At 59.2% G+C, this 26524-nt stretch carries 17 protein-coding genes and 1 pseudogene; 12 read left to right on the top strand and 6 right to left on the bottom strand.

Going from position 1 to position 26524, the window contains the following annotated elements; genetic code table 11:
• The first annotated feature begins 16 nt into the window (after window positions 1-16).
• The 4 genes from ACYZTW_RS29830 (at window position 17) to ACYZTW_RS29815 (ending at window position 2837) form a co-directional block, all read left to right on the top strand.
• On the top strand, window positions 17-751 hold the full coding sequence (locus ACYZTW_RS29830; RefSeq protein ID WP_462002899.1) for a substrate-binding periplasmic protein: 735 nt from the start codon (window positions 17-19) through the stop codon (window positions 749-751).
• A 252-nt stretch (window positions 752-1003) separates the two neighbouring features.
• Window positions 1004-1621 (top strand): GTP cyclohydrolase II, encoded by a 618-nt coding sequence (gene ribA, locus ACYZTW_RS29825; RefSeq protein WP_027924335.1) that lies wholly within the window; start codon window positions 1004-1006, stop codon window positions 1619-1621.
• Entirely contained in the window at window positions 1618-2037 is a 420-nt protein-coding gene (locus ACYZTW_RS29820) for an MFS transporter (protein WP_462002898.1), read from the top strand. Before ribA ends, ACYZTW_RS29820 begins: the two co-directional genes overlap by 4 nt.
• On the top strand, window positions 2037-2837 hold the full coding sequence (locus ACYZTW_RS29815) for a cobalamin-binding protein (protein WP_462002897.1): 801 nt from the start codon (window positions 2037-2039) through the stop codon (window positions 2835-2837). Before ACYZTW_RS29820 ends, ACYZTW_RS29815 begins: the two co-directional genes overlap by 1 nt.
• Before the next feature lie 150 nt (window positions 2838-2987).
• Here the strand turns inward: ACYZTW_RS29815 and ACYZTW_RS29810 are convergent, their stop codons facing one another.
• From ACYZTW_RS29810 to ACYZTW_RS29795, 4 genes are all read right to left on the bottom strand, one after another.
• Window positions 2988-4871 (bottom strand): TonB-dependent receptor domain-containing protein, encoded by a 1884-nt coding sequence (locus ACYZTW_RS29810; RefSeq protein WP_462002896.1) that lies wholly within the window; start codon window positions 4869-4871, stop codon window positions 2988-2990.
• Between the two features lie 156 nt (window positions 4872-5027).
• Window positions 5028-6926 carry a 1-deoxy-D-xylulose-5-phosphate synthase gene (gene dxs, locus ACYZTW_RS29805; protein ID WP_462002895.1) on the bottom strand — a complete coding sequence of 633 codons (1899 nt, stop codon included), beginning with the start codon at window positions 6924-6926 and terminating at the stop codon, window positions 5028-5030.
• A gap of 91 nt (window positions 6927-7017) precedes the next feature.
• Complete coding sequence (ispA, locus tag ACYZTW_RS29800) at window positions 7018-7905, bottom strand: (2E,6E)-farnesyl diphosphate synthase (RefSeq protein ID WP_462002894.1); 888 nt, start codon at window positions 7903-7905, stop codon at window positions 7018-7020.
• On the bottom strand, window positions 7902-8144 hold the full coding sequence (locus tag ACYZTW_RS29795) for an exodeoxyribonuclease VII small subunit (RefSeq protein ID WP_007894317.1): 243 nt from the start codon (window positions 8142-8144) through the stop codon (window positions 7902-7904). The genes ispA and ACYZTW_RS29795 overlap by 4 nt, the downstream gene beginning before the upstream one ends.
• Window positions 8145-8650: 506 nt before the next feature.
• Here ACYZTW_RS29795 and ACYZTW_RS29790 point away from each other — a divergent pair.
• The 7 genes from ACYZTW_RS29790 to ACYZTW_RS29760 all read left to right on the top strand — a co-directional run bounded on the left by ACYZTW_RS29790 (window position 8651) and on the right by ACYZTW_RS29760 (window position 20169).
• The gene (locus ACYZTW_RS29790) at window positions 8651-9442 is read left to right on the top strand and encodes a YfaP family protein (RefSeq protein ID WP_462002893.1); all 792 of its coding nucleotides are present in this window, start codon (window positions 8651-8653) and stop codon (window positions 9440-9442) included.
• 37 nt (window positions 9443-9479) lie between these two features.
• Window positions 9480-11192 carry a DUF2138 domain-containing protein gene (locus ACYZTW_RS29785; protein WP_462002892.1) on the top strand — a complete coding sequence of 571 codons (1713 nt, stop codon included), beginning with the start codon at window positions 9480-9482 and terminating at the stop codon, window positions 11190-11192.
• Complete coding sequence (locus ACYZTW_RS29780; RefSeq protein WP_462002891.1) at window positions 11177-11827, top strand: DUF1175 domain-containing protein; 651 nt, start codon at window positions 11177-11179, stop codon at window positions 11825-11827. Before ACYZTW_RS29785 ends, ACYZTW_RS29780 begins: the two co-directional genes overlap by 16 nt.
• Entirely contained in the window at window positions 11824-16398 is a 4575-nt protein-coding gene (locus ACYZTW_RS29775; protein ID WP_462005866.1) for an alpha-2-macroglobulin family protein, read from the top strand. Before ACYZTW_RS29780 ends, ACYZTW_RS29775 begins: the two co-directional genes overlap by 4 nt.
• A gap of 1 nt (window position 16399) precedes the next feature.
• Window positions 16400-18019, top strand: coding sequence for a DUF2300 domain-containing protein (locus ACYZTW_RS29770; protein ID WP_462002890.1), 1620 nt, complete (start codon window positions 16400-16402; stop codon window positions 18017-18019).
• Between the two features lie 3 nt (window positions 18020-18022).
• The gene (locus ACYZTW_RS29765) at window positions 18023-18838 is read left to right on the top strand and encodes a YfaP family protein (protein ID WP_462002889.1); all 816 of its coding nucleotides are present in this window, start codon (window positions 18023-18025) and stop codon (window positions 18836-18838) included.
• 218 nt (window positions 18839-19056) lie between these two features.
• Window positions 19057-20169, top strand: coding sequence for an endonuclease NucS domain-containing protein (locus ACYZTW_RS29760; protein ID WP_462002888.1), 1113 nt, complete (start codon window positions 19057-19059; stop codon window positions 20167-20169).
• Window positions 20170-20335: 166 nt separating this feature from the next.
• Here the strand turns inward: ACYZTW_RS29760 and ACYZTW_RS29755 are convergent.
• Both ACYZTW_RS29755 and ACYZTW_RS29750 read right to left on the bottom strand, forming a co-directional pair.
• Window positions 20336-20638 (bottom strand): annotated as a pseudogene (locus ACYZTW_RS29755) (type II toxin-antitoxin system RelE family toxin).
• Window positions 20628-20867 (bottom strand): type II toxin-antitoxin system RelB/DinJ family antitoxin, encoded by a 240-nt coding sequence (locus ACYZTW_RS29750; protein ID WP_054616768.1) that lies wholly within the window; start codon window positions 20865-20867, stop codon window positions 20628-20630. The pseudogene ACYZTW_RS29755 and the gene ACYZTW_RS29750 overlap by 11 nt, the downstream one beginning before the upstream one ends.
• Window positions 20868-21401: 534 nt before the next feature.
• Between ACYZTW_RS29750 and ACYZTW_RS29745 the strand changes: the two genes are divergently transcribed.
• Window positions 21402-26102: a DUF3320 domain-containing protein gene (locus ACYZTW_RS29745; RefSeq protein WP_462002887.1), complete on the top strand. Its 4701-nt coding sequence runs from the start codon at window positions 21402-21404 to the stop codon at window positions 26100-26102.
• The last annotated feature ends 422 nt before the right edge of the window (window positions 26103-26524 follow it).

The following is a 26524-nucleotide window of genomic DNA, read 5'->3' as shown; positions in this document are numbered from 1 at the left end:
AAACAGGGGACTAGGGATGGCTCGACGCTGGCTGGCTGTGATGGTTTTCGCGATGTTTTGCTCGCTCGCCCAGGCGGGTGAGGGGACGACGCCGTCGGTGATTCATCTGGCCAGCGAAGACTGGGAAGACTACACCGCCGCCGATGGCCACGGTCTGGGCTGGGACGTGTTGCGGGAAGTCTTCGAGCCCGCGGGGGTCAAACTGGACATCCGCAGCGAACCCTACGTTCGCTCCATGGGCCTGGCCCAGCGCGGCGAAGTGGATGCCTGTGTCGGCTCCTATCTTGATGAGTCCCGCGATCTGCTCTATCCGCGCTGGAACTTCGATACCGATCACATCTATGCCCTGGGCCTGGCCAGCAACCCCGCACCGACCCCGGAAACCCTGGGCAACTATCGACTGGCCTGGGTCCGCGGCTACGACTACCAGGATTACCTGCCCAACATACGCCGCTATAACGAAGTCATGCGGCGTACCGGGATTTTGTCGATGTTGACCCACAATCGCGCCGACTTTTACATCGACGCGCTGACCGAGGTCGACTATGTCCTCAAATGGGCCAAGGATCCGTCGCAGTTCCGTCGCACCCACATCGCGGAATTGCCGCTGTATCTGTGCTTTGCCAAGACCCCCAAGGCCCGAACACTGATGGCTCTATTCGATCAGCGCATGGAGCACCTGGTGAAAAACGGCCAGCTGAAACCGATCTTCGAGCGCTGGAAACAACCCTACCCATTTGACTCAAACTAAGCGCGAACCCTGTGGCGCTTGATTAACCCTGTGGGAGCGAGCCTGCTCGCGATGACGGTGTATCAGTCGACATCAATGGTGAAAGACAGACCGCTATCGCGAGCAGGCTCACTCCCACAGGGGGGCTGTGGTGGCTTGAGATCTAACTTTTTGATCGTTATGCCCCATAATTCAGCCTAAGCGTCTGTAGGAACGTGCTGTTACAATGCCGCGTCTGCGAATCTCCAGTACTTATTGATCAGGAGCACACCGGTGCCTGTCGTTTTTGTCGCCGCTTCCAAGCTGCCAACGCCTTTTGCGCAATTCACCATGCACGGCTTTCTCGATGAAGAAAACGGGCGCGAGCACGTTGTGCTGAGCCTGGGTGAGTTCGCCGACGGTGCCCCGGTACTCGGCCGGTTGCACTCCGAATGCCTGACCGGCGATGCCTTGTTCAGTCAGCGTTGCGACTGCGGCTCGCAACTCGAGGCCGCCTTGCAGGCCATCGCCCGTGAAGGCCGTGGCGTGTTGCTCTACTTGCGTCAAGAGGGCCGTGGCATTGGCCTGCTGAACAAGATCCGCGCCTATGAATTGCAGGATGGCGGCGCCGATACTGTTGAAGCCAACGAGCGTCTGGGCTTTGCCGCCGACCAACGTGATTACGCCATGTGCCTGCCGATGCTGGAGCACTTGGGCGTGAAATCCCTGCGTCTGATGACCAATAACCCACGCAAGGTCAAAGCCTTGACCGACATGGGCATCGTGGTCGCCGAGCGCGTGCCGCTGCACACCGGCCATAACCCGCACAACAAACTCTACCTGGCCACCAAGGCCAGCAAGCTCGACCACATGATGGGCAACGAGCACCAGGGTGAGGCAGACCGGGCGTGACCCGCGGTCAGGTTCGACGGCGACTGTCCGTCAATTGGTGGCAATACCTGGCGCTGGCCTTGGTGCCGCTGTTCGTGATCAACGGCGTATTTGGCCAGAGCGAGGCGACCCTGCCGGTACTGGCGATGCCGTTGTTCATCGCCGGTGTGGCGTCGATGTTTGTCAGCCTGAAATTTTTTGGCGGCTACAAACACGCGCTGATCGCCACTCAAAAAGCCCTCGACACCCCTGAAGAACCTGCTGCCTGGATCGCCTTGGCTGCCAAGCGTCGCACCGCGTTCCTGGCTGCCGGCCTGCCGGCCTGGATCGGCGCGCTGGCGGTATTCGTCGGCCTCGAAGCCGTGCCGTTGATGCTGCTGTCGCTGTCGACCCTGGTGCTGTTTTATCTCTACCGTATTCCGCGTCAACTCGGCTGATGCGACCCGTCTGGCTGGCGGTTTTGCTGCTGGCCGTCAGTGGCCCGGCGGCTGCGGTCGAACGCGTTGTCAGCCTCGCGCCATCGCTCTCTGAAATCGTTGTTGAGCTGGGTTCAGCCGACCTGCTGGTGGGTGTGCTGGATGCCGGTGAGCGTCCTGCCGAACTCAAAGGCCTTCCTTCGGTTGGCCGCTATGGCCAGTTGGACATGGAGCAACTGCTCAGTCTCCAGCCCGATCTGCTGTTGCTCTGGCCCGGCAGCGTTGGCCCGGCCCAGCGTGAACAGCTCAAGCGGTTAAACATCTCGACCTACGTTGCTGAACCCCACAACCTCGAACAACTCACTTCACAGATCGAGGCGATTGCCTCACAGCTCGGCCGTCCAGAGCGTGGCGTTTCATTGACTGAAAATTTGCGTCAGCGCCTGGATTCGCTGCGCCAGCGTTATCGTCGGGACGTGCCATTGCGGGTGTTTTATCAGGTCTGGGATAGGCCGCTATACACTGTGGGCGGCGGCCAGATCATCAGCGATGCGCTTGAGGTGTGCGGAGCGCGCAATGTGTTTGCGGACATGACCCTGCCGGCGCCGCAGGTCAGTATTGAGGCGGTATTGCAGCGTAATCCAGAGGTGATTCTGGCCAGCGACCAGGCGCAGCTGGATGCCTGGAAGGCTTGGCCGCAGGTGGCCGCGGTGGCGCAGGGGCGGTTGTTGTTGGTGACGGATAAAGGTTTGGAGCGGCCGAGTGGGCAGATGATTGAGGCGACGGCCAAGTTGTGCGAAGTCATCGCGCCTGATCGCTGACCTGTGGCGAGGGGATTTATCCCCGTTCGGCTGCGAAGCAGTCGTATGCATTGCCTGCGGTGTACCTGACATTCCATGCTTGCAGGCTTTGGGGCCGCTTCGCAGCCCAACGGGGATAAATCCCCTCGCCACAGGTGACTGCGCCAGTCTTTAGATTTCAGGCGTCCACGTCACCCCAAACATCCACGCCCGACCTTCCTCTCGATACCCATACTGACTGCCATCATGGCTGTACAGCGCCCGGCTATAACCCTTGTCCAGCAGGTTATCGACCTTCAGCTCAAGCTTGATCTCGCGATTCAACGCCCAACTGCTGCGCAACCCCAGCAACGCGTACCCGCCCAACGGCTGCTGATTGTTCTCATCGTCATAGCTGCTGCTCACAGCCTGCCAGCTGGCGCCGAGCCCTAGCCGGTCAAACTGCCGATCCAGATCCAGGCTCAAGGTCCGCCGCGCGCGACGAGCCAGAGTGTGTCCGCTATCGCGATCCCGCGGGTCGATGATCGCTATGCCGAGGTTGCTCTGCCAGCCGAACAGTTCCTGTTTCAACGCCGTTTCGAATCCGTTGATCCGTGCCGAGGCCACGTTCTGTGGCCGGTCGTTACTACCGAAAATAATCGCGTCTTCCAGGTCCGTACGGTACAGAGAAGCTTCCAGGCGAGCGGTGTCGGTCAGCTGACTGCGCCATTGCAGCTCATAGCTTTTCGACGTCTCGGGTTTCAGATCCGGATTACTGAAGTCGGGGTAATACAGATCATTGAACGTCGGGGCGCGGAAGCCTTCGCTGTAGGTCAGCAGCACATCGTTGTCCGGATTCAGCGGCAGGGTGAAGGTGCCGCTCCAGCTGTTCTGGCCGCCGAACTGCTGGTTCTGATCGCGGCGAAGCCCCAGCTCGGTGGAGAAACTATCCGCTTGGTAATGATGCTGAATGAACGCCGCACGGTTCCAGCGGCTGTCCTCGTCGAATGGCGTGCTGCTGTTGATCCGGTCCTCGTACCAGTCGCCGCCGAGGATCAGGCTGTTGCGCGCGTCGAGGGTCAGGTCGTTCTGCCAGTTCACCGAGTCGCGATACGTATTGAAGACACTGCGTTCAGCGCTGAGCTTGTCGAGCGTCTTCTCGCGGTTTTCGCCGTGGCCGAACTCGACGCGGGTGTTCCACAGGTCATTGATCCGCGCATCGACATAGCTGCTGACGCTGCTCACCGCGAAGTCGCTGTAGGGCTGTTGCTGGACTGACTCGAACGTGCCCATGTCGAAGCGGCCGAACGGATTGTCGAACTCACTTTTGCCATGGTTATCCAGCAGGTTGGCGCCGATTCCGATGTCATCGGTGAGGGCGTGACTCAGGCTCAAGCTCACCGATTGGTTGCGGTATTCGTCATGATCGCCGTCGCGGGGATAGGACGCGTGAGTGCGATTGATTCCGGCAGTTTCATCGAGGCTGGCGCCGAGGTTGAATCGGGTCTGCTCGTCGCCGCCGGACAGCCCGAGGCCGCGTTCCCAGGTCTGGTTGCTGCCAAAGCCTACGTGCATCCTTGGCTGCAGGCCTTGTTCGTCGCCACGACGGGTGAAGATCTGGATCACTCCGCCAATCGCATCGCTGCCATAAATCACCGAACGGGAGCCGCGCAGCACTTCCACGCGCTCGACCTGTTCGATGTTGATGTGTTGCAGGTTACTGTCGCCGGAGGTGGCGTTGCCGATGCGCTGGCCGTCGACCAGCACCAGACTCTGGGCTGATTTCGTGCCGCGGATGTAAATCCCCGGCAGGCTGCCGCGCCCGCCGGTTTGCCCGACCTGCACTCCCGGCACACGACGTAGCAAGTCAGTGACACTGCTCGGTTGCAGACGATCGATGTCTTCACGGGTGAACACGGTATTGGCGGCACTGCTGTCATTGCGCGCTTCGACCTGACGGTTGGCGCTGATCAGCACGTCGGGAAGCTTCAGGGCCTGATCGCGTTCGAAGGTGTCGGCCAGCAGTTGGCCGGCCGGCAGCAAGGTCAGCGTCAGGGCGAGGCGGGAGAGTTTCATTGGCAGTCCGTTGGCGCGTTGTAGCGAACACAATTTGAAGGGCACAAAAAACCACTGTGGGAGCGAGCCTGCTCGCGATGGCGGTGTGTCAGTCAACGACTATGTTGACTGTCAGTCCGCTATCGCGAGCAGGCTCGCTCCCACAGGGTGTGGTGTTTAGATGTTCAGGAGTTGCAGGCGTTGGCGAATCGACGCTTCGATCCCGGCCTCATCCAGCCCGCACTCGGCCAGCATTTGCGCAGGCTTGGCGTGCTCGACGTAACTGTCCGGCAAGCCCAGGTGCAGCATCGACTTGAGGATGTTTTCGCGGGCGAGAAACTCACTGACGGCGCCACCGGCACCGCCCATGATCGCGTTTTCTTCGATGGTCACCAGCAGCTCGTGGTTGCCGGCGATGTCGCGAACCAGTGCTTCATCGAGCGGTTTGACGAAACGCATGTCGACCACGGTTGCATCCAGCGTCTCGGCAACTTTCAGCGCCTCGGCCAATTGCACGCCGAACACCAGCAGGGCGACTTTGCTGCCCTGACGACGAACGACACCCTTGCCGATTTCGATCGGTTCGAGGTCTTTCTCGATCGTCGCGTTTGGGCCAGCGCCGCGCGGATAACGCACCGCCGCCGGGCCGTTGAACAGGTGGCCGGTGGTGAGCATTTTGCGCAGTTCGTTTTCGTCGCTCGGGGTCATCACCAGCATGCCGGGAATGCAGCGCAGGAACGACAGGTCGAAGCTACCCGCGTGAGTCGGGCCGTCTTCGCCCACCAGACCCGCGCGGTCGATGGCGAACAGCACGTCGAGGTTTTGCACCGCGACGTCATGGATCAGTTGGTCGTAACCGCGTTGCAGGAACGTCGAATAAATCGCCACCACCGGTTTCGCGCCTTCGCAGGCCATGCCGGCAGCGAGGGTCACGGCGTGTTGTTCGGCAATCGCCACATCGAAATAGCGCAGCGGGAAACGCTCGCTGAAGGCCACCAAATCGGAGCCTTCCTTCATCGCGGGAGTGATGCCCACCAAGCGCGGATCAGACGCGGCCATGTCGCATAGCCATTCACCGAACACACCGGAATACTTCGGTCCGCCAGCTTTCTTCGGCGCGGCGGCCGGAGCGTCCAGCGGTTCGAGTTTGGTGATCGCGTGGTAACCGATCGGGTCGACTTCTGCCGGAGCGAAGCCCTTGCCTTTCTTGGTGACGACGTGCAGGAACTGCGGGCCTTTCAGATCGCGCATGTTGCGCAGGGTGGCGATCAGGGTAGGCAGGTCGTGGCCATCGATCGGGCCGATGTAGTTCCAGCCCAGCTCTTCAAACAGCGTGCCGGGAACCAGCATGCCTTTTGCGTATTCTTCGGTGCGACGGGCGATTTCCCAGGCGCCGGGCAGGCGCGACAGGACCTTTTTGCTGCCCTCGCGCATGCTCGCGTAAGTGCGGCTGGAAAGGATCTTCGCCAGATAATTCGACAGCCCACCGACGTTGCGCGAGATCGACATGTCATTGTCGTTGAGGATCACCAGCATGTTGGCGTTCACTTCCGGCGCATGGTTCAGCGCCTCGAAGGCCATGCCGGCAGTCAATGCGCCGTCGCCGATCACCGCGATGGCCTTGCGATCACTGTTTTGCAGGCGGGCGGCAATGGCCATGCCCAGCGCTGCGCTGATCGACGTGCTGGAGTGGCCGACGCCAAAGGTGTCGTACTCGCTCTCGGAACGACGCGGGAAGGCCGCGACGCCGTCCTTCTGGCGCAGGGTGCCCATGCGCTCGCGACGGCCGGTGAGGATTTTGTGCGGATAGGCCTGATGACCCACGTCCCACACCAGCCGGTCGTCCGGGGTGTCGAAGACGTAATGCAACGCGATGGTCAGCTCGATGACGCCCAGGCCGGCACCGAAATGCCCGCCGGTCTGACCGACCGTGTAGAGCAACTCCAGGCGCAACTCATCGGCCAGGGTTTCCAGCTCGGCTTCGCCTAACCGGCGCAGGCCGTCCGGCGTGTTGGCACGGTCGAGCAGGGGCGTGGTCGGGCGCTTGCGGGGAATCTCATGAAACGTCGTGGGCATCAGGCGAATCGTTATAGGTATAAAAGATGCGGCAGTTTACCTGATGCATCGCCCCCTGCCCACGCGTAGGTCTTTTTTGGCGGATACGCCGTCAGCTGCGGCGGTCGACGATATAACGGGCCAGATCGCGCAACGGTTCGGCCGCCGCGTCAAACGGTCGCAGCGCATGCAGGGCCTGATCACGCAGTTCCAGGGCGTAGGCCTTGGCGGCGTCGAGGCCGAGCAGGGCCGGGTAGGTCGGCTTGTCGCGAGCGATGTCGGCGCCCTGGCGTTTGCCGAGGGTTTCGGTATCGCTTTCGACGTCGAGAATGTCGTCCTGCACCTGGAACGCCAGGCCAATGGCCTGTGCATAAGTCTGCAAAGACTTCAGTTCGTCCTTCTCGGCACGGCCGCTGGCCAGGGCGCCGAGTTTGACGCTGACTTCGATCAGCGCACCGGTCTTGTGCCGGTGCATGGTTTCGAGGGCTTTTTGATCGAGTTTCAGACCGACCGAACCGAGGTCAATGGCTTGACCGCCGACCATACCGGCCGGGCCTGCGGCCAATGCGAGAGCGCTGACCATTTGCAGGCGGATTTCAGCGTCAGAGTTGCTCAGGCGCGGATCAAGCAGGGCGCTGAAGGCCAGGCTCTGCAAGCCGTCACCAGCCAGAATCGCGCAAGCTTCATCGAATTTTTTGTGAGTGGTCGGCTGGCCGCGACGCAGATCGTCGTCGTCCATGGCCGGCAAATCGTCATGCACCAGGGAATAAGCGTGTATCAGTTCCACCGCGCAAGCCGCGCCGTTGGCGTGCTCAGCCTTGCCGCCCAGCGCTTCGCACGCGGCGTAGGCCAGCAGCGGGCGGACCCGTTTGCCGCCATTCATCACGCTGTAGCGCATGGCCTCGTACAGACGCGCGAGCTCAGGGCTCGGCGCGTTGAACAGGGTTTCCAGTGCAGCATTGACGCGGGCCTGGCTGGTCGCCGAATACGCTGCAATCATTCTGGCTGATCCGCGTCGAAGGGTTCCTCGGCCAGCTCACCATCACGCTCGAGCAGCACCTGAACCTTTTGCTCGGCCTGGGCCAGCGCCGCCTGGCAATCGCGGGTCAGACCGATGCCTTGCTCGAAAGCTGTCAGCGAGTCTTCCAGCGACAATTCGCCGTTCTCCAGACGCTCCACCAGCGTTTGCAGGTCAGCGAGAGATTGTTCGAAATCCAGTGCAGCTTTTTTGCGGGCCATGGCGGCTATTTCCGGTTGACGTTAAACCGGCGCGACACTAGCAGACATGGGGGGTATGGGCAAATGAGGGCAGCATTTCAGCCACTGCTTTCAGCCGCAACACACTCTATGTAGCAGCTGGCGAAGCCTGCGTTCGGCTGCGCAGCAGTCGTCAATCCTGCGTGCACGGTATGCCTGATTTAACGCGGGTACTGGTTTTACGACTGCTGCGCAGCCGGACGCAGGCTTCGCCAGCTGCTACAAATCGCATTACGGCTTAACGGAGCGGGGTATTCGGCTCATTTGGTGAGCCGAATAAGATCGCTATTCGGCTCACGCCCCGGAATGTGCGTGACTTCTGCCGCAAATTCAGATGTATCCGATTGTTAAAAAACCGCCGAATGGCTAATCTTCGCGCCTTCCAGGACCCAACAGTCACGGGTCTTTCTGACGAAACGCAGTTTTTGGATCTGTAACGCGCCGAGGATCGGGCGCAAGGTTTCGTTATGCATGGCAGGAGGCGTCACATGCGTTCATTTCTTCTATTGCTGATGGGGCTCGTCTGCGCGACCGCGGTTTTGGCCGAGCCTTCGGCCGAGGTGTCGGAACCCGTGGGCGGTTGGCGTTATTCCGGCCTGCTGGACCGCAGCGAAAATCCTCAAGTCGCCTATCCCACGCCACCCATCGATCGCGGTGTGCAGCGCAATCGCACCATGATCCAGGGCCAGCTCAAGTCCATCGGCACTCAGCGAGGGCCGCACACCCTGGCCGTCAACGGCAACCCCCTGAACCTGTACACCGACGACCAAGGGCGTTTCGCCCGGCCGTATGCGTTTGGCGCCGGCTCCAACAGCATCGAAGTGCGTAGCTCCGAAGGCAAATCGCTCAAGCGCGTTCAATTCTATGAAGCCAACAACCTGCGCACCCCGGCGCGGATTCGCGTGGTGCTGGGTTGGGATGACCCGAAAGCCGAACTCGATCTGCACATCATTACCCCCGACGGCCAACACGCGTTCTGGGCTCACTCGGCGCTGACCAATGGCGGCGGTCTGGACCCGGACGGCGTCGATGGCCCCGGCCCGGAAATGTTCACCATGACCGCGCCGATGCATGGCACCTATCTGGTTTACGTGAACTATTGGGGCAACTTCGGCAGTGGCGGCTATAACTTCGATGAGACCAGCAACCAGAACGAGGTGATCACTTCGCAGATCAACCTGGTGCTCAACGAAAACACCGTCGACGAAAAACGCGAGACCTTCATCGTGCCCCTGCGCGCCATCGGTGACCTGCTGCTGGTCAAGACTTTCAACTATTAAGCATCCCGCTCCACGGATGACATCGGGTTTTGTGAACATGAGCGATAACACTGTTTCTCCGGCCGCCGAAACGCCTGCAGCCAAAACTCCCCGTCGCTGGCCGGCGCTGCTGGTCGGGCTGATCCTGGTGGCTGGCGTGGCGGCCGGGCTTGGCTGGTTCATGCACAAACCCAAGGCGCCGCCGGCGGCGTTGGCCAGCGACAAACTGGGCATGAGCCGGCCGGACGGTCTGCTCGAAACCCACTCCTTGAGCCAGTTGCCCAAGGACTTGCTGGCGGTGCCGCTCCTCAAGGAAACCCTGACCGAAGATTTCGTCTTCTATTACGAAGCGCATGCGGATCGTCTCGGTTTGATCGGCAGTCTGCGGCGGATCATTTACGAGCATGACCTGAAGTTGCAGGACAGTTTGATCGAGCAGCTTTTTGATCAGCCGGCGGATGTGGCGCTGTGGCGTGGGGCGGATGGTCGCCTGAAAGACTTTTTGTTGGTGATGGATCGCGGTGGTCTGGCCAAGGTGCTGGAGCCGCTGGCGAAAGTGGCGCTGGATGATTCGCAACTGACCCAAGTCGGCGCTGTGAAAGTCGGCGCCGACGACGTGGCGCTTTATCAACTGAGCTACAACGCCAGCAAAGCGCTGCTGTTTGCCTCCCATGGCGACAAACTGGTGGTGCTGTCCAATCCGACCAAACTCTACGATCCGCAAAGCGGCTCATCGCAAGAGCCAGGCAGCGTTTCGACTCTAGCCATCGCCGCGTTGCTCAACGGCGACAAACTCTTCCCCGAAGCCTTCGGCCTGCAACCGCGCACGCCTGAAGTGAAACAACGTCTGTCGGTGAATTCCAGCGTCCTGGCCATGGGGTATCAGCGTTTTATCCCGAACTTCGCCGGCCTGCGTTTCGACATGGACGACAAGGGCTGGCACAGCTTCCTCGCCATGGACGAACTGGACAACCAGCCGGACTTCGATTTCAGACCGATCTGGCAAGCCATGCCCATGGGCGCCAGTGCCTGTGTCGCCTTGCCGCTCGCCGCCGAACAACAAAAACCGCTGCTGGTGAAGCTCGGCGCCGAAGAGTCCGTAGCCCAGGCCCTGACCGAACACATGGCCGGTGCCGCCGGGCTGTGCTGGTACGCCGATTCGCGGCTGTACACGCCGTTGCTGGTGGCCAGCCTGAACGACAAGAACAGCGCCAAACTCGATGGCGACCTGGGCAACCTGTTCGGCTCGATGGTCGGCGCCTACGAAGGCAACGTCGAAGAGCACGCATTCCCGGTGGTCGAGAAACAGGAAGGTGAAACCCATCAGTGGCAGCGCCAGGTCAGCTCCAACTTCGGCCCTTACAAAGCCAAGGATGCCGAGGCCCCGGATGCGATCACCGGCAAGGCGTTCATGCAAGTCAGCCTGGCGCGCCACGGTTCGACGCTGCTGTTTTCCCTCGACGATAAGCTCGTGGACAAAGCCCTCGGCACCCTCGACAAACGCTTCCCGCCGATGGCCGACGTGGTACCGAAAGACTTGCTGATGCCGGTCTACTTCGGCCCGGATTCCATGGCGCAACTGATGCAGCAGGAAACCCTCGATAGCCTGCCGCAGGACATGGAGCCGGTGTTCTACAACGCCGCGCAGACCTACCTGATCCCGAAACTGCGCAAACTCGGCGGTTACGGCAAATATGCCCTGACCTTGCCGGAAGGCAGCGAACCCGACGGCCACTGGCAATGGCTGCCGCTGGAATGGAAAGCCCTGTGACAGCACTCATCCGAGGCCTCGGCCTGCTCGCGTTGCTGCTGGGCACCCGGGCATTTGCCACTGAGGCGCCGCCGCTGGACGTGCAGCAATCCCAGGTATTCCGTGCCTGGTTCGTGCGCATCGCTCAGGAACAACTGACCCAAGGCCCGAGCCCGCGCTGGTATCAGCAGGACTGCGCAGGCCTGGTACGTTTTGCCGCCAACGAAGCGCTGAAAGCCCATGACGATAAATGGCTGCGCAGCAATGGCCTGTCCAACCGTTACCTGCCGCCAGAGCTGCAACTGAGCGAGGCCCAACGCGGCCTTGCCCAGCGATGGCAACAGGGCGGCGGCAAGGTCGGGCCGTACGTCAACGCGATCAAACTGATTCAGTTCAACAGTCATTTGGTTGGCCGTGATCTGGCGCAAGCCCGGCCCGGCGACCTGATGTTTTTCGATCAGGGCGACGACCAGCACCTGATGATCTGGATGGGCCGCTACATCGCCTATCACACCGGCACTACCACCCCGACTGACAACGGCATGCGCTCCGCAAGCCTGCAGCAACTCATGACATGGAAGGACACCCGATGGATACCCGACGCAGCCAACCCCAACTTCATCGGCGTCTATCGACTGAACTTTCTCTCCCAATGATCGGTGCCCGCATGCTGCGCATTTGCTCTCGAATTCCGTTGCTGCTGGCCTTGCTGGTTCCTATAGCCACGGTCAACGCTGAAGACACCGTCGAGCCGAGCGGCTACACGCCGGTGGCCGGTGAAAGCTTTTTCCTGCTGGCCGACAGCAGTTTTGCCAGCGACGAACAGGCGATGGTTCGCCTCGAAGCGCCGGGCCGCGACTATCGCCGGTTCCGCATGGAGCCTTACGGCGGCGCCGACATTCGCGTGTACCGCATCGACAAACCACTGGACTTCCTCAAGCGCCAGAAGAACCTGCACCGGGTGGTCAGCGACGGCCAGTTCAAGGGCGAAGGCCTGTCGAACACCCTCGCGTATTTGTGGGACAACTGGTACCGCAAATCCCGTCGGGTGATGCAGCGAGCGTTCTCCTACGAATCGCGTAAACAAGTCACCGAGGAAGTGCCGGAGCTGAAGATGGGCGCCGCCATGGCCGCGCCAACGCCCTATGACGCTCAGCCGCAATTCGCGCTGATTCCGGGCTTGCCGGTGGTCAGCCAATTCCGCTACCCGCTGTGGCAAGCCAAACCGATCCAGCCGCCCGAGGGCGTGAACCTCGCCGGTTCTTCCAGCGAGTTCGTCAGCGTTGCGCCGGGTAACGTGTACATCCCGTTGGGCAACCTCAAACCGGGTCTGTACCTGGTGGAAGCGCTGATCGGCAAGTACCGCGCGACCACCATGGTCTTCGTGTCCAACACCGTGGCCGTGAGCAAAATTGTCGGTGATGAATTGCTGGTGTGGGCCGCACGCAAACACGAAGGCAGTTCGGTGCCGAAGGTCAACGTGCTATGGACCGATGGCCTCGGCGTGATGAGCAGTGGCGCCACCGATGCTGATGGCTTGCTGCGTTTGAAACACGTCAGCCCTGAGCGTTCGTTCGTGATTGGCGAGGACGAAGAGGGCGGGGTGTTTGTCTCCGAAAACTTCTATTACGACAGCGAAATCTACGACACCAAACTTTATGCCTTCACCGACCGGCCGCTGTATCGACCTGGGGATTGGGTGTCGCTGAAAATCGTAGGTCGCGAGTTCAAGAACGCCCGTGATTCGGTATTACCGACTGCAGCCGACGTCAACGTGACCGTGCTCGATGCCACCGGCACTGCGCTGCAATCGTTGGCGCTGAAGCTCGATTCCAAGGCTGGTACTCAAGGCCGTTTCCAGTTGCCGGACAACGCGGTCGCGGGCGGTTACGAGCTGCGTTTCAGCTACAAGGATCAGGCCTACAGCAGCGCCTTCCGTGTCGCCGAATACATCAAGCCGCACTTCGAAATTTCCCTGAATCTGGCCAAGCAGGATTACCGCACCGGCGAGCCGGTAAAAGGCAGCCTCGTGCTGCTGTACCCGGACGGTAAACCGGTGGCCAACGCCAAGTTGAGCCTGAGCCTGCGCGCCCAACAATTGTCGATGGTCGACAACGAACTGCAATACCTCGGGCAATTCCCGGTGGAGCTGACCAGCACCGAACTGACCACCGATTCCAAGGGCAACGCGACGCTGGATCTGCCGGCTGCCGAGAAGCCGAGCCGTTACATGCTCACCGTGTTCGCCAGCGACGGCGCGGCGTATCGGGTCAAGACGACCAAGGAAATCCTCATCGACCGTGGCGCCGCGAGTTTCAGCCTGCGCGCGCCTCAGCGATTTAGCGCGGTGGGCGACAAGGTTGCGTTCAGTTACTTGAACGAAGGCGGCAGCGAACAAAGCAAATCGGTGACGCCGAACAGCTACGGTTGGGTGCGTCTGGAAGACCAGAGCACCGGCGAAGGCAAACTTGCCGCCGCCGATAAAGGCTTCACGTTGGCCTTCGACCGTCCGGGTACTTACAACCTGACGCTGAAGGATGACCATGGCCGCGTGGTGGGTGCCACCGGTCATTCGGTCACGGGTGACGGCGTCAAAGCCGTGCCGGGTACCGTGGAAATCGTCCTCGATAAACCCGAGTACAAGGCCGGCGACGAAGCCCTCGCATTGATTACGTTCCCTGAGCCGATCACCGATGCACTGTTGTCGCTGGAGCGCGACAAGGTCGAGGCCACAGCGCTGCTGTCCAAGGGCGGCGACTGGCTGAAGATGGAAAAACTCAGCGAGACCCAATACCGCGCGCGGATCCCGGTGAAAGACAATTTTGCGCCGAACCTGACGTTCTCCGTGCTCTACACCAAAGGCGGTCAGTACAGCTTCCAGAACGCCGGCATCAGGGTGATTGCACCGCAAATCGACGTGGCGATTGCCACGGACAAAGAGTCGTATCAGCCGGGCGATACCGTGTCGGTGGACCTGACGACCCAGTTCGCCGGCAAACCGATTCCAGCACACCTGACGGTCAGCGTGGTCGACGAAATGGTCTACGCGCTGCAACCGGAAGTCGCGCCGACCATCGACCAGTTCTTCTACCACCCGCGCCGCAATAACGTGCGCACCAGCGCCAGTCTGTCGTTCATCAGCTACGACGTTGCACTGCCTGGCAGCCCGGGTGCGCCGGGCAAAGCCAATCGCAGCGAGCGAGGCGTGAAAGTGCTGGAGCGTCCGCGTCGCGAAGACGTTGACACCGCCGCGTGGCAGCCGGAATTGATCACCGACGCCAACGGCAAAACCGGTTTCACCTTCAAGATGCCGGACTCGCTGACCCGCTGGCGCATCACCGCCCGGGCCATCGCCGATGACGGTCAGGTCGGGCAGAAAAAGCAATTCGTACGCTCGGAAAAACCGCTGTACCTGAAGTGGAGTGGCCCGACCAAATTCCGCACGGGCGACAAACCGGATCTGGGTGTGTTTGCTTTCAGTCAGGCCGAGAAACCGGTCAAGGCTGAGCTGGTGATTCATTACGCTGGCGCCGAACAACGCGTACCCGTGACGCTGAATAACGGCATCAACTACATCGCGCTTCCAGCGTTCGCGTTGACCAGTGGCGAGTGGACAGCTGAGCTGGTGCAGGACGGCAAAACGGCAGATGCATTGGCCGTGCGCCTGACCGCGACCGGCGAAGGCTGGCAAGTGACCCAAAGTCAAAGCCTGGACGTAGCCAGCGGTGATACACCGCTGACCCTGCCAGCGGACGCGACGGATATTCGCCTGCGTCTGGACGACAGTCCGCAAGCGCTGTTCCGCTCGGCACTCGACGATCTGTTGAGTTATCCGTACGGCGGCGTCGAACAAACGGCCAGTCGTTTGCTACCGCTGAGCATCGCGTATCCGACCTTGTCGTCGAATCCGCAGATCCGCGATCGCTTGCGTTTGATCATGCAGAACAGCCGTCTGCGGCTGGTGCAAATGGCCGGGCCTTCGGCGAGCTTCACCTGGTGGGGCATGGACGGCGAGCCGGATGCATTCCTCACGGCTTACGCTTACTACGCCGACTGGCACGCCAGCAAAGCGCTGGAGTTGAGCCTGCCGCCGGAGCATTGGCAGCGGGTGCTGGAGGTGTATTCGAAGCAGGCCAAAAACACGCCGCTGTTGCAGCGGGCGCTGATCCTGTCGTTCGCCAAACAGATGCAATTGCCGGTGAACACCTTGCTCAGCGGTTTGATGGATGATCTGTCGAAAGCGGGCGAGGGCAATGCGGCGAACCTGATGGACGATGGCGAAGACAGCATCGTCATGAGCGATCCGGATTCGGCGCTGGGGCTGGCGGCCGCTCGTGCGTTGACGGCGTCGTTGGCGCGTCAATCCAAGGTGACGTTGCCTGACGCCTTCAATCGTCAATTGCCCGATGCGCAACAACGATTGGCGGTCAGTTCGCAGCCGTTTGCCGAAGCCTTGGACCTGTCGCTGCAGGCCTTCGATCAGGCTCACGCGCAAGCGTTGTTGCAACGACTCCTGCCACAGCAATCGACCCTGGAACGCGCGTTGTCGTTGACCTGGTTGCAACGCAGTATCGAGCAGGCCTCGCCCACCGTCGCGCTGGCACCGGGTGAGGGCTGGAAGAAAGAACACGGTGATACCGGTGAGGTTTATTGGACGTGGCAGGGTGCTTCGCCAGTGCCGGCGGTGTTGTCGCTGACCGGTGCGCAAGAGCGTCCGTTGCGAGCGGCGTTGAGCTTCCAGACCAAACAACCGCTGGTTGATCCGATGGCCGTGACCATCACCCGTCGCCTGTCGCGTCTGGTGCCGGGCGACGAAGCCTTCACCTTCAAACTGGAAGCGGTCGGCACCAAACCGTTGTCCAGCGACAGCCTGTATCTGGACGAAGTGATCATCACCAGCAAAGCGGCCAAACCGCTGCGCTACGGCATGCTCGAAGTGCCGCTGCCACCGGGTGCCGATGTCGAGCGCACCACATGGGGCATCAAGCTCATGGGCAAGGCCGGCACCGAACCGTCCGCGTTGGAGAAGGCGCGTTTCGAGCCGGGGCAAATGGCTTACGCGATTCCGGTCGACGCCTTGAGCGGCGAATTGCGTTTGCGTCATTTGGTGCGTTTCTCGCAGAAAGGCCAGTTCAACCTGCCGCCGGTGCGTTTCACTCAGGTTTACGCGCCACAGCATCAGGCGCAGGAGCAGAAACCGGCCCTCGGCCAAGTCACGGTCAACTGACATGACCCGACCTCTCATCTGGTGGCTGCTGTGTTTGATCCCTGCACTGGCGACAGCGCAGGACGAACCGCTGCGGCTGGCCTTTAAAGGTGAGTTGCTGTCGTTGAGCCGGACTCAGGTGATCGCGCACGAGCCGTTGCCTGCTGATGTGCAGACGCCATTGGGCAGTGTGTGGAAGTTGTTTGTGTACGGCTGGTTGGTGGATACCGACGCCCATGAATCGCCTTACGAATGTCGCGGTCAGTCGAAAGACGAAGTTTATTGCTGCACAGCGGGCGGCAAAATTGAGCGCGATCAGGCGTTGGTGAAGTCGTGCGGATTGTACTTTGAGCCGCAGCGGTTGGGCATTGCTGGCGCTGACTGGCGCGCGTATTGGCAGGCGCGGCAGGCACCGCAGTGGTTGTTGGACATGGCTTCGTTGCAGCCTTCCACGCGAGTTTCAGTGACTGAGTTGTTGCGAATGCTGGCCGTGATGCCGGCGCAGGATCAGGCGCGGCGGGTGTTGCTGGATGTGATGTTGAATGCGGCTGACGGCAATGTTGTGGGCGAGCTCGGTGGCCGATTGCGGGTGAAAACCTGGAGCTGGTTGGGGGATCAGGACCCTTCGTCGCGTCAGGGCGGGTTTGCTGGGTGGACGGCGGACGGTACGCCGATTTGGGCCGGTGGGCGTGGGACCAGTCAAATGGTTCTGCGCAACTACGGTGAGACGTTGTCTTCTGTGCTGCCTGTTGAATGGCCAGCAGACGCGGGGCGTTGCGTCGAAGTTGGCCTGTTTTCCCGTTATCCGATTGCGCGCGTTCTGGCGGGTGATCGTGTCGTTGCGTCCGGTCCTATGCAGGGCGACTACCGCGTCGAATTCACCAACGGCAATCAACTCGATATCCACAGCGACGGCGAACTCTTTCTGCTCAACGACACGCTGGTCGCCCGCCTGGACCGCGAAGAATACGTCGCCCGCGTCCTCCAGCGCGAAGCCAAACCCGAACCTGTTGAAGCGGCCAAAGCCCTGGCCGTCGCGATCCGTACGTACCTGCTGCAAAACGCCACCCGCAACGGCGACTGCCTGAGCATCGACGACAGTAGCAGCCGGCAACGCGTCGCCCCACGCCCGGCCACCGCCGAATCACGCCACATCGCCGCCTGGACCAGCGACCTGGTCCTGGCCGGCAGCACCGTCACCTACCACTCCGACCAACCCGGCCCGGACAAACTCTCCTGGCAGCAAGCCGTCGAGCAAGCCAACGCCGGCCAACGCTACGACGCCATCCTGCTGCACGCCTACCCGCGCGCCAGCCTCAGCCGATGGGACAACCCCATTGCCTCCTGCGAAGCACTGCCCGCCGCGCAAGACTGGCTGCAAAACCAACGCCGCGGCTGGCGTCCGCGGTTGGAAAGCGAGGTTGGCTACAACGAAGTCAGCACCTTCGCCGTCTGCCGCCTGGCCTTCGGTCGCCCCTATGTCGACCGCGAACGCCAGCGCATCTACGTGCGCGGCGTGCTGTCGCTGCAAGACCGCCTCGACCTGACCCACGAATACCTGCACCTGGCCTTCGACGCACACCCCAACGGCCAGGATGAAACCTACATCGAAGGGCTCGCCCGCCACCTCTTGCTGGAATAGGCCATGAAACTCCGTTATCCACAGGTCTTCCTGTTCCTCTGTTCTTTTTGCGTATGGCCGACGGTGTTTGCCGCCGATAGCGCCGTTAAACTGGATACTCCCGTTGGTGGCTGGCGTACTGGCGCCGTTGAGGGGGAAGGTGAAAACTTTCGCCAGATCGTTAACTACCCGGCCTCCTCGGTGAACACGCCGGTGGGCCAAGCCAATACCGCCCGCATCACCGGGCAAATCAAAGCCACACCCAAGTCCGGTGAGCCGGGCCGGTTGATCGTCAACGGCGTCAGCATGCCGCTGAAGATCGATCCTGCTGGCCGCTTTGATCGCCCGTTCTCATTTCCGAATGGCAGCAACAGCGTCGAAGTCCGCAGTCCAGATGGCCAGCAGCGCCACCGAACCCAATTTCTCAACGCCAGCGGCGGCGCCACCCCGGCCAAACTGCGAGTACTGCTTTCCTGGGATAGCGACAACACCGACCTCGACTTGCACCTCATCACACCCGACGGCGCCCACATCTGGTACGGCAACCGCGTTGTTCCCAATGGTGCTGCGCTCGATGTTGACGTGACGACGGGGTACGGCCCGGAAATTTTCGCCATGCCGGCGCCGATCAAGGGACAGTATCTGGTGTATGTGAACTACTTCGGCGGTGGGTATCGCAGTGATGAGGAGGGGCAGGAGGAGGCGGTTCAGCCGCTGACGACGGCGCAGGTGACGGTGATTACGGAGGAGGGGACGCCGAACGAGAAGATGGAGACTTTTCTGGTGCCGATGCGGGCGGTGGGGGAGTTGACGTTGGTCAAGGGGTTTAGTTATCCGTGAGGGGGGAATTTTCCAATGGGCTGTTGGAAAATTGAATTGGGCAGCGGCTTGCTGCCCTATTGAATTTAGCGAGGTAGGCAAAATTGGTCAGTAGGCCGCTGACCAATTCTGTCGAGTCCAAGAAGCTGCCACCAAGGTGGATTTGGAGCGGCACCATGATGATCATGGCGTTTTAGCGGCTCTGATTTCTCAGAAGCATTCAAATAAGGATTCAAGTCTTGCCTATCAAAACGGACGTCTGGACCGTAGGTCTCTCACCTAACAAACTAGCCCCGAGCCGATTAGTAAGCGAAAAGGTGTTGGAGGACATGATTATTCAATCTCCCAGCATCCTGTCGGATGAGTGGATGCTGATAGGCAAACAAGAAAATACCGGTACGGGGGGGCGCATCGATTTGTTGGCCATTGCACCTGATGGCGCGTTGGTTCTGATCGAACTCAAACGTGATCGTACCCCTCGTGAGGTGGTCGCTCAAACTCTCGACTACGCCGCTTGGGTCGAGAACTTGCGAGGGGACGAAATTGCAGCAATCTACAAGCGTTTTCGCCCCGGAGGTAGCCTGGACGTTGATTTTCTGGCACGTTTTGGGCGCGTGCTGGATGACGATGAACTGAACAAAAGTCATCAGTTGATCATCGTGGCTACCGAGCTAGATGCCAGTAGCGAACGAATCGTTGAGTACCTCAGCAAACGAGATATTCCGATCAACGTGCTCTGCTTTCAGATTTTCCAGGTAGGCGACCAACAGTTGTTGAGTCGATCCTGGTTGCTGGATCCTGTACAAACCCAAGTAAACGCTGTCTCGACGAGCGAAGGGCATAACGAACCTTGGAACGGCGAGTTTTATTGTTCGTTTGGCGACCCTATTTCACGTTCGTGGGCTGATGCTGTTGAGTACGGCTTCATTGGCGGTGGTGGTGGCGCGTGGTACAGCAAGACTTTGCAGCTACTGTCTCCGGGGGATCGCGTCTGGGTCAATACTCCTCAGAAAGGCTACGTTGGCGTTGGGCGCGTTCTTGGCATAGCTACGCCTGCAAAAGAATTTACGGTTATTCAAGATGGCGTTGAGCGCCCTGTGTTAGAGGTCGCGAAGCGCGCCAAATATCACGCCGAGTTTGTGGGGGATCCGGAGCGTTGCGAATACTTCGTTCCAATCCAATGGCTGGAAACCGTTCCTGTGGAGCAGGCCGTGCGGGAAATTGGGATGTTTGGGAACCAAAATACGATTTGTCGGCCGACTGCGGCTAAGTGGCGGTGGACGATTGAGCGGTTGAAGCAGCGGTTCCTCCACTTTGAAGCGGTAGTAGTAAATGGAGTGACTGGCGTATAGCCGATTAGAAGTTTGCTAGATAACACTCACGTTAAGGGGCTGTTCTGCAACCCGACTCCTGCTCAGACCTCCAGCCATCCCCGCGACATACAGTCAGGCTCAGTCGCCGAAACTGGAGAGTGATCTCTCCCCCGGATTTGTCGCAGCAGTTCTGCGGCAGATCAAATTAGTCAGCAGGCTGCTGACTAATTCGGTCCTGCGCATCTTGGTAAGCGACTTCACGCTCGCGCTTCCCGATGGCAACCACAAATACCACTACTTCCTGATCGAGGACCTGGTAGATCAGCCGATAGCCGGCGCTGCGTAATTTGAGTTTGTAGCAGTCTGGCAGTTGGCGAAGCCGATTGGCTTCAATACGAGGATTTTCGAGTATTTACGCAAGCTTCTTCTTGAACTGTTGGCGTAACGTGTCGCCCAGTTTGTTCCACTCTTTCAACGCGCGACGATCAAATTCGAGGCTATAGGTCATCCAGGCTTACCTTGACTCTTTGAGGGGCGGCAAGACGTTCAGTGACCACGGCGATGAGCGCTTCATCCTCTTCGCTGAGTAATGCAGCTTTGAAAGGCAATTTGCCGCGCTCGGCGACGTATTGAAGGGTTTGGCGCAGAAGTTCGGAAGGCGTTACCCCGAGCTTTTCCAGCTCAGCAAATGAACGCTGTTTCAGATCATCGTCGATGCGGATGTTGATGGAAGCCATGGTGTGATGCCTGTAATGACGTTTGTCGTTACGGTAGCAATTGCGGTGCTAGCCCGACAACCCCTCATTTAGATTTTCAGATAACAGGCTTGCTTTCTTCCAGGCATTAAAAAGCCGGCTTGTGGGCGGCGTTATTTTTGAGTATTTACCTTGTTTTGTTGGTCTTTGTGGCTTTAGGGATTTCTGTCCCCCCATTTGTCCCCCCATTTTGATGGGGCGTGATCATTCATAGGTGGGGGAGCTCAGAAGCTTATCAACGCTGCGCAAATGTAGACAGGTGCAGGACCATTGAGCTGCATGAGCGGCTTGGAAAGCAGAAGCTTTCACTTGATAGCATCGTTTGATCGATTAACGTCAGGATGTGTACTGAGTTTGCTCAGTGATGTCGAGCTGAAAGGTCGCTGAGCCTTTTGCGTAATCACCACAAATACTCCGTTGTCATGGTCATGATCGTCGTTCATGATCCAAGCGCCTTCTATCAAGAGACGGCTTCCCGCTTCGTTCCAGCATCGACCACGTTTCAAGAGAGTTCTCATGAGTTCAGGGATCAGTCAAAAGCTGCATGGTAGCCGCAAGGAATTGCTTGATATCGGTCTTCGCAATTCCATGTTGAATTTCCGCGCCTCGGCCAGGACTCTGGCGATAGTAGATGAGCTGTCTGAGACAGTGTTTGATCTGCTTTACCGGCAGGAAAAGGCCATGAGCTTTTTGCCAATGGGGCGCCAGAAACAGGCTGCATTGGCTAAAGCTAACCCGTCAGAGGTTGTGGAGGCTGACGATGCGGCAACCGATGAATTGCTGCTGCATGAACTCGATAGTCTGGGCGAATGGGACACTGCTGGCGACGAAATTGACGAGTCGGGTCGGGCACGAAAGCATACAGATACGAAGTTGCAGACTGCACTGGATGAGGAGCGCCTATTTCTGCAACTGCTCAGAGTTCACTCTGAGGCTCGCGAGTTCGTCGAGGAACAAGGGGTGAACACCCTATTTCTAGCGCTGGGTTTTCTGCATTGGTATGAGGCGGACAGTTCGGAAATTCTACGCAAGGCCCCCTTGGTGTTGTTGCCGGTGACTCTTGAGCGTAGCGGTGCAAAGGATGTCTTCAAGCTCAAGTATTCTGGCGAAGAATTAATGCCTAACCTGTCGTTGATCGCAAAGCTCAGGACCGATTTTGGCATTGATCTAGCGGCTTGCGACTTCAGTGAGGAATACTTTACCGCAGACGGCAGCCTTGATGCTTTTTATGCTGAAGTCACAGAAATGATGAGTAAGCAGCCCCGCTGGAAGGTATCAACAAACGAGGCCTCCCTTGGTTTCTTCTCCTTCGGCAAGTTTCTAATGTTCAAGGACTTGGACCCAAAGAGTTGGCCGGAAGACCAGCAGCCCGATGCTCACCCAGTAATAAACCGATTGCTTGGGGGCGGTTTCGGTGATCAGCGGCCAGCTTATGCCGAGGATGTGAACATTGACTCGGTTCTCCAGCCTGGGGAAGTGCGATTCGTTAAAGATGCGGACAGCAGTCAAACTGAAGCAATTCTTGAGGTGCGAGAGGGAGCTAACCTGGTTATCCAGGGACCTCCAGGCACCGGTAAGTCACAGACCATCACGAACATCATCGCGGAGCTGATTGCCCAGAAAAAAACCGTTTTATTCGTGGCCGAAAAAATGGTCGCTCTTGAGGTGGTCAAACGTCGTCTTGACGAGTGTAACCTGGGAGATGCAGTACTGGAGTTGCATAGCCACAAGTCAACCAAGCAATCGGTGCTTAAGGAGTTGGGTCGCACACTTGAGCAGGGCCGCCCGCTGACGAAGGTGGGGGAAGATGATTTGGCCAACCTTGCGGAGCTGCAAGGTAACTTGAACCGCTATTGCGAAGCGGTGAGCGCTCCTGTAGGTGCAAGCGGCATGGATTTTGTCGAGGTGCTTGGTCGTTACCTCAAGCTCAAGAGCAACTGTGGCGTATTGCAAACGATTCCCTTCGCGCCAATGGCGGCCTGGACTCAAGCCGATCAGCAAAAGCGCCGCGAACTGATTGACGAGTTGGCGCTTCATCTTAAAGAAATGGGGCGTCCGGATCAGAGTCCGTTCTGGGGAAGCAAACGAACTTATTTCTCTCCCATTGAACAAAGCAGCGCGAACGATGCACTGCAGCGGGCAAGTACACATTTGGCCGCGCTGGACGCCGCTGCCAAGGCCCTATCGATTCGTCTGATGCTGAGTCAGCCCGCCACCCTCGCTGATGTTGATGTCATCTGTCGCGCTGCAAGACGAGCGGCCGAAGCGCCTCGTTTGCAAGGTGTAGAGCTGAGTACAGGTGACTGGCAGTTGCGCCGCGATGCGATTCGCGAGTTGCTCGAAGCCGGCCAGCGCATGAGCACATGCAAGGCCGACCACGGCACTCAGTTGGTCGAGGCCGCGTGGGGGCAGGATCTGTTAGAGGTACGGCAGAACCTGCTGGCCTACGGTGGCAAGTGGTGGAAGATATTTTCTGGGCGCTATCGTGCAGCTAAGGCTCGTTTGCAAGGGCTTGCACAAGGTGTGCTTCCTGGCAGTACCGCCGAGCAACTCACTCTGGTCGATTCGGTTCTGGCCTATCAACAAAGCCAGAAGGTTTATCAACAATACGAGGGGCTGGGCAGTGCCCTTTTCGGTGCTCAATGGCAGCGTCAGCAGTCTGATTGGGCGGTACTCGAACGCGTCAGTGCTTGGGTTGTCAGGCTCTACGAAGACCTCGGAAATGGTCATGTACCACAGGGGATCATTGCATTCCTCGCCGGGCACTCGGACGCCAGCGGACTTGGAGAGACGGTTAGTGATATTGAGGGACATCTTGCCGGCCTTGATCAAGCATTATTAGCCAGTCTGGAAGTCATCAGTATGCCGGATGATACCGCCCAGTCCTTACGCACGCTGGATCTGTCGGCCCTAGGTGCACGCTTGCAGCTGTGGCAGGCCAGCCTAGGGGCGCTCTACCATATGTCCCGTCTCAATGTGTTGTCGAACGAAGTACGTCAGGCCCAACTGGGGGAGCTGCTGAGCATCGCATTCCACAGTGAAACGCCGGATCAGCTACCCGCAATTCTAGACTTTTCCTGGTACTCCGGGCTTGTGCAGAAGGCCTACGCCGAAAAACCGGCACTACAGCAATTTGATCGTATTAAGCACGAGCATCAGATCGCCAGGTTCAAAGCCCTCGATGCCGATTCGTTGAACCATGCGCAAACTTTTCTAGCTCGGCAGGTGTGGGAGCATATGCCGAATGTGAATCAGCCGGGCGAAATGGCAATTTTGCGCGTAGAGCTGAATAAAAAACGTCGGCACATTCCTATCCGCCAACTGATTGATAAAGCCGGCCGAGCAATTCAGCAAATCAAGCCAGTATTCATGATGAGCCCGATGTCCATCGCCAATTTCCTGCCTCCTGGAAAACTGGCATTCGATGTAGTGGTGTTCGATGAGGCTTCTCAGGTCAAGGCAGTGGATGCGTTTGGAGCGATTCTGCGGGGCAAACAAGTAGTAGTAGTTGGTGATACAAGGCAGATGCCGCCCAGCGATTTGTTCGGCCGCGAGGTGGCTCCCAATAGCGAGGATGCGGAGAGCACAGCTGATATCGAAAGTATTCTCAGCTTGTTCAAGGCTGCGGGCAGCCAGGAGCGATATCTGCGCTGGCACTACCGTAGCCGACATGAGTCACTCATCGCTGTCTCAAACGTGGAATTCTATGAAAGCAAACTGGTGGTATTTCCCTCTGCGGGTCAGCATCCGCATGCCAAGGGCGTGAGCTTCGATTACCTGCCTCACGCCCTTTATGATCGTGGTCGCACACGAACCAATAAAGAAGAGGCCAAAGCAGTCGCCCGCGCGGTGATGAAGCATGCGCTTGAAACACCGGAACTTTCCTTGGGCGTTGCCGCGTTCAGCGTTCACCAGCGTGATCTGATCGGAGATGAGGTTGAGCTGCTACGGCGCAAGACACCTCAGGCCGAAGCGTTTTTCACCGCACAGGGCAGCAGCGAGCGGTACTTCGTCAAAAACCTCGAAAACATTCAGGGTGATGAGCGTGACGTGATCTTCATCAGCATCGGTTATGGCCGCAATGAATCCGGTCGTATCGCTCGTGAGTTTGGCCCGCTCAATAAAGACGGCGGGCATCGTCGGCTCAACGTACTGATCACGCGGGCCAAGTTGGCGATGCGCGTGTTCTGTAACTTCCGTGGCGATGAGCTGGACATCGATGCCAGTGCCAATCACGGCGTACGGGCCCTGAAGAACTTTCTCAAGTACGCGGAAACGGGTGAGCTGGAAGTCGCTGAGGAAACCGGCAAGGCCACGGACTCGCCCTTTGAGGACGAAGTCATCCGCGCCTTGCGCGATCTCGACTACCAGGTAGAACCGCAAGTTGGCACCGCTGGTTACTTCATTGACCTCGCCGTGAGAGACCCTGAGTTCCCTGGCCGCTATGTGCTGGCCGTCGAATGCGACGGCGCGGCCTATCACAGCTCGCGCTCCGCGCGTGATCGTGACCGGCTGCGCCAGGGAGTGCTTGAAGGCTTGGGTTGGAACTTCCATCGTATCTGGAGCACCGACTGGTTCCGCAATCCTCGGCAAGAAATCATCCGCACGGTGGCGGCTATCGAGGCAGCCCGCGAACGTATTGCCAACCGCCGGAAAATCTCGGCCACAGAAGTTTTGATCGAGCCCCCGCATGAAATTCTCCGCGACGAAACCGTTGTCGAAGCCGAACCGGTCGTCAGCCAGCCTTACGAAAAGGCCCTGCTCTCTGCCGTGACCACCCAAGTGGAACTGCATCAACAGCAGGCCGAGCACCTGCTGCGGATGATTCGTACGGTGGTCGACGTCGAATCACCGGTGCATTCAGTGGAAGTCACCCGACGACTCATGGACGCTTTCGGGGTGACCCGCCAAGGCTCTCGAATCACCGCCGCCGTGGAGCACGCCATTGGCCTGGGCATCAAGCAGAAGCACTTCCTGCGCCGTGGCGAATTTCTCCACCTGGTCGAGAGTCGCCCCGTTGTCATCCGCAGCCGGGCGCATTGGGAATCCGCCGAGCGCAAGCTAGAGTGGGTCGCACCGGAAGAGCTTGATCGGGCCCTGATAGAAATTATCATCTCGGGCTTCTCCATGAGCCATGAGGACGCCATCTCCGGAGCATTAAGACTGCTCGGCTTTGGCCGCGCTGCTGGAAGAAAGAATCAAGCAACTGATGCGTGATAGGCGGTTGGAGCTGAGAGAGGGCCGGTTGGTGGCGTCTGTCTCTGGCTGATGTGGGAGGCGATCGCCCCCGAGGCGAGTGGCGAAGATAGTCACTCGTAATTTGCGGAGCCAATGGTTGCAATTGACACTTTCTGTCAGAGTTTTCGGGTGCGGTATTTCCCCTGGGCTCCAGGGGCTTATTCTGTTCAGGAGGGGCAGATTTAATCTCAGAACCTGACGACAAACTGCACACGAAAACGGCCACGCAAATAATCGTTACCACGCCAGGGCGGAGTCGAGAGGTGCGCATCTGGTGATACGGCCAAGTCTTTCCGGCATCACATTGCCCCCCCGTTCGCCATAGGCATCCGGACAATACACCTTTCTGATCCTAACGCTCAGGACGATGGTGTCCGCATAATAGACAGTGGGCTACGTCC

This window comes from Pseudomonas sp. LB3P25 (assembly GCF_054897985.1).
This window is presented reverse-complemented; position numbering and strand designations above follow the sequence as displayed.

Excerpts from the sequence above, each read along its gene's own strand:
- ispA (WP_462002894.1), bottom strand. The coding sequence starts at position 7,905 with ATGATTGCAGCGTATTCGGCGACCAGCCAGGCCCGCGTCAATGCTGCA.
- ACYZTW_RS29765 (WP_462002889.1), top strand. The coding sequence starts at position 18,023 with ATGAAACTCCGTTATCCACAGGTCTTCCTGTTCCTCTGTTCTTTTTGC.
- ACYZTW_RS29785 (WP_462002892.1), top strand. The coding sequence starts at position 9,480 with ATGAGCGATAACACTGTTTCTCCGGCCGCCGAAACGCCTGCAGCCAAA.
- dxs (WP_462002895.1), bottom strand. The coding sequence starts at position 6,926 with ATGCCCACGACGTTTCATGAGATTCCCCGCAAGCGCCCGACCACGCCC.
- ACYZTW_RS29815 (WP_462002897.1), top strand. The coding sequence starts at position 2,037 with ATGCGACCCGTCTGGCTGGCGGTTTTGCTGCTGGCCGTCAGTGGCCCG.
- ACYZTW_RS29780 (WP_462002891.1), top strand. The coding sequence starts at position 11,177 with ATGGAAAGCCCTGTGACAGCACTCATCCGAGGCCTCGGCCTGCTCGCG.
- ACYZTW_RS29770 (WP_462002890.1), top strand. The coding sequence starts at position 16,400 with ATGACCCGACCTCTCATCTGGTGGCTGCTGTGTTTGATCCCTGCACTG.
- ACYZTW_RS29790 (WP_462002893.1), top strand. The coding sequence starts at position 8,651 with ATGCGTTCATTTCTTCTATTGCTGATGGGGCTCGTCTGCGCGACCGCG.
- ACYZTW_RS29810 (WP_462002896.1), bottom strand. The coding sequence starts at position 4,871 with ATGAAACTCTCCCGCCTCGCCCTGACGCTGACCTTGCTGCCGGCCGGC.
- ACYZTW_RS29795 (WP_007894317.1), bottom strand. The coding sequence starts at position 8,144 with ATGGCCCGCAAAAAAGCTGCACTGGATTTCGAACAATCTCTCGCTGAC.
- ACYZTW_RS29775 (WP_462005866.1), top strand. The coding sequence starts at position 11,824 with ATGATCGGTGCCCGCATGCTGCGCATTTGCTCTCGAATTCCGTTGCTG.
- ACYZTW_RS29745 (WP_462002887.1), top strand. The coding sequence starts at position 21,402 with ATGAGTTCAGGGATCAGTCAAAAGCTGCATGGTAGCCGCAAGGAATTG.
- ACYZTW_RS29750 (WP_054616768.1), bottom strand. The coding sequence starts at position 20,867 with ATGGCTTCCATCAACATCCGCATCGACGATGATCTGAAACAGCGTTCA.
- ACYZTW_RS29830 (WP_462002899.1), top strand. The coding sequence starts at position 17 with ATGGCTCGACGCTGGCTGGCTGTGATGGTTTTCGCGATGTTTTGCTCG.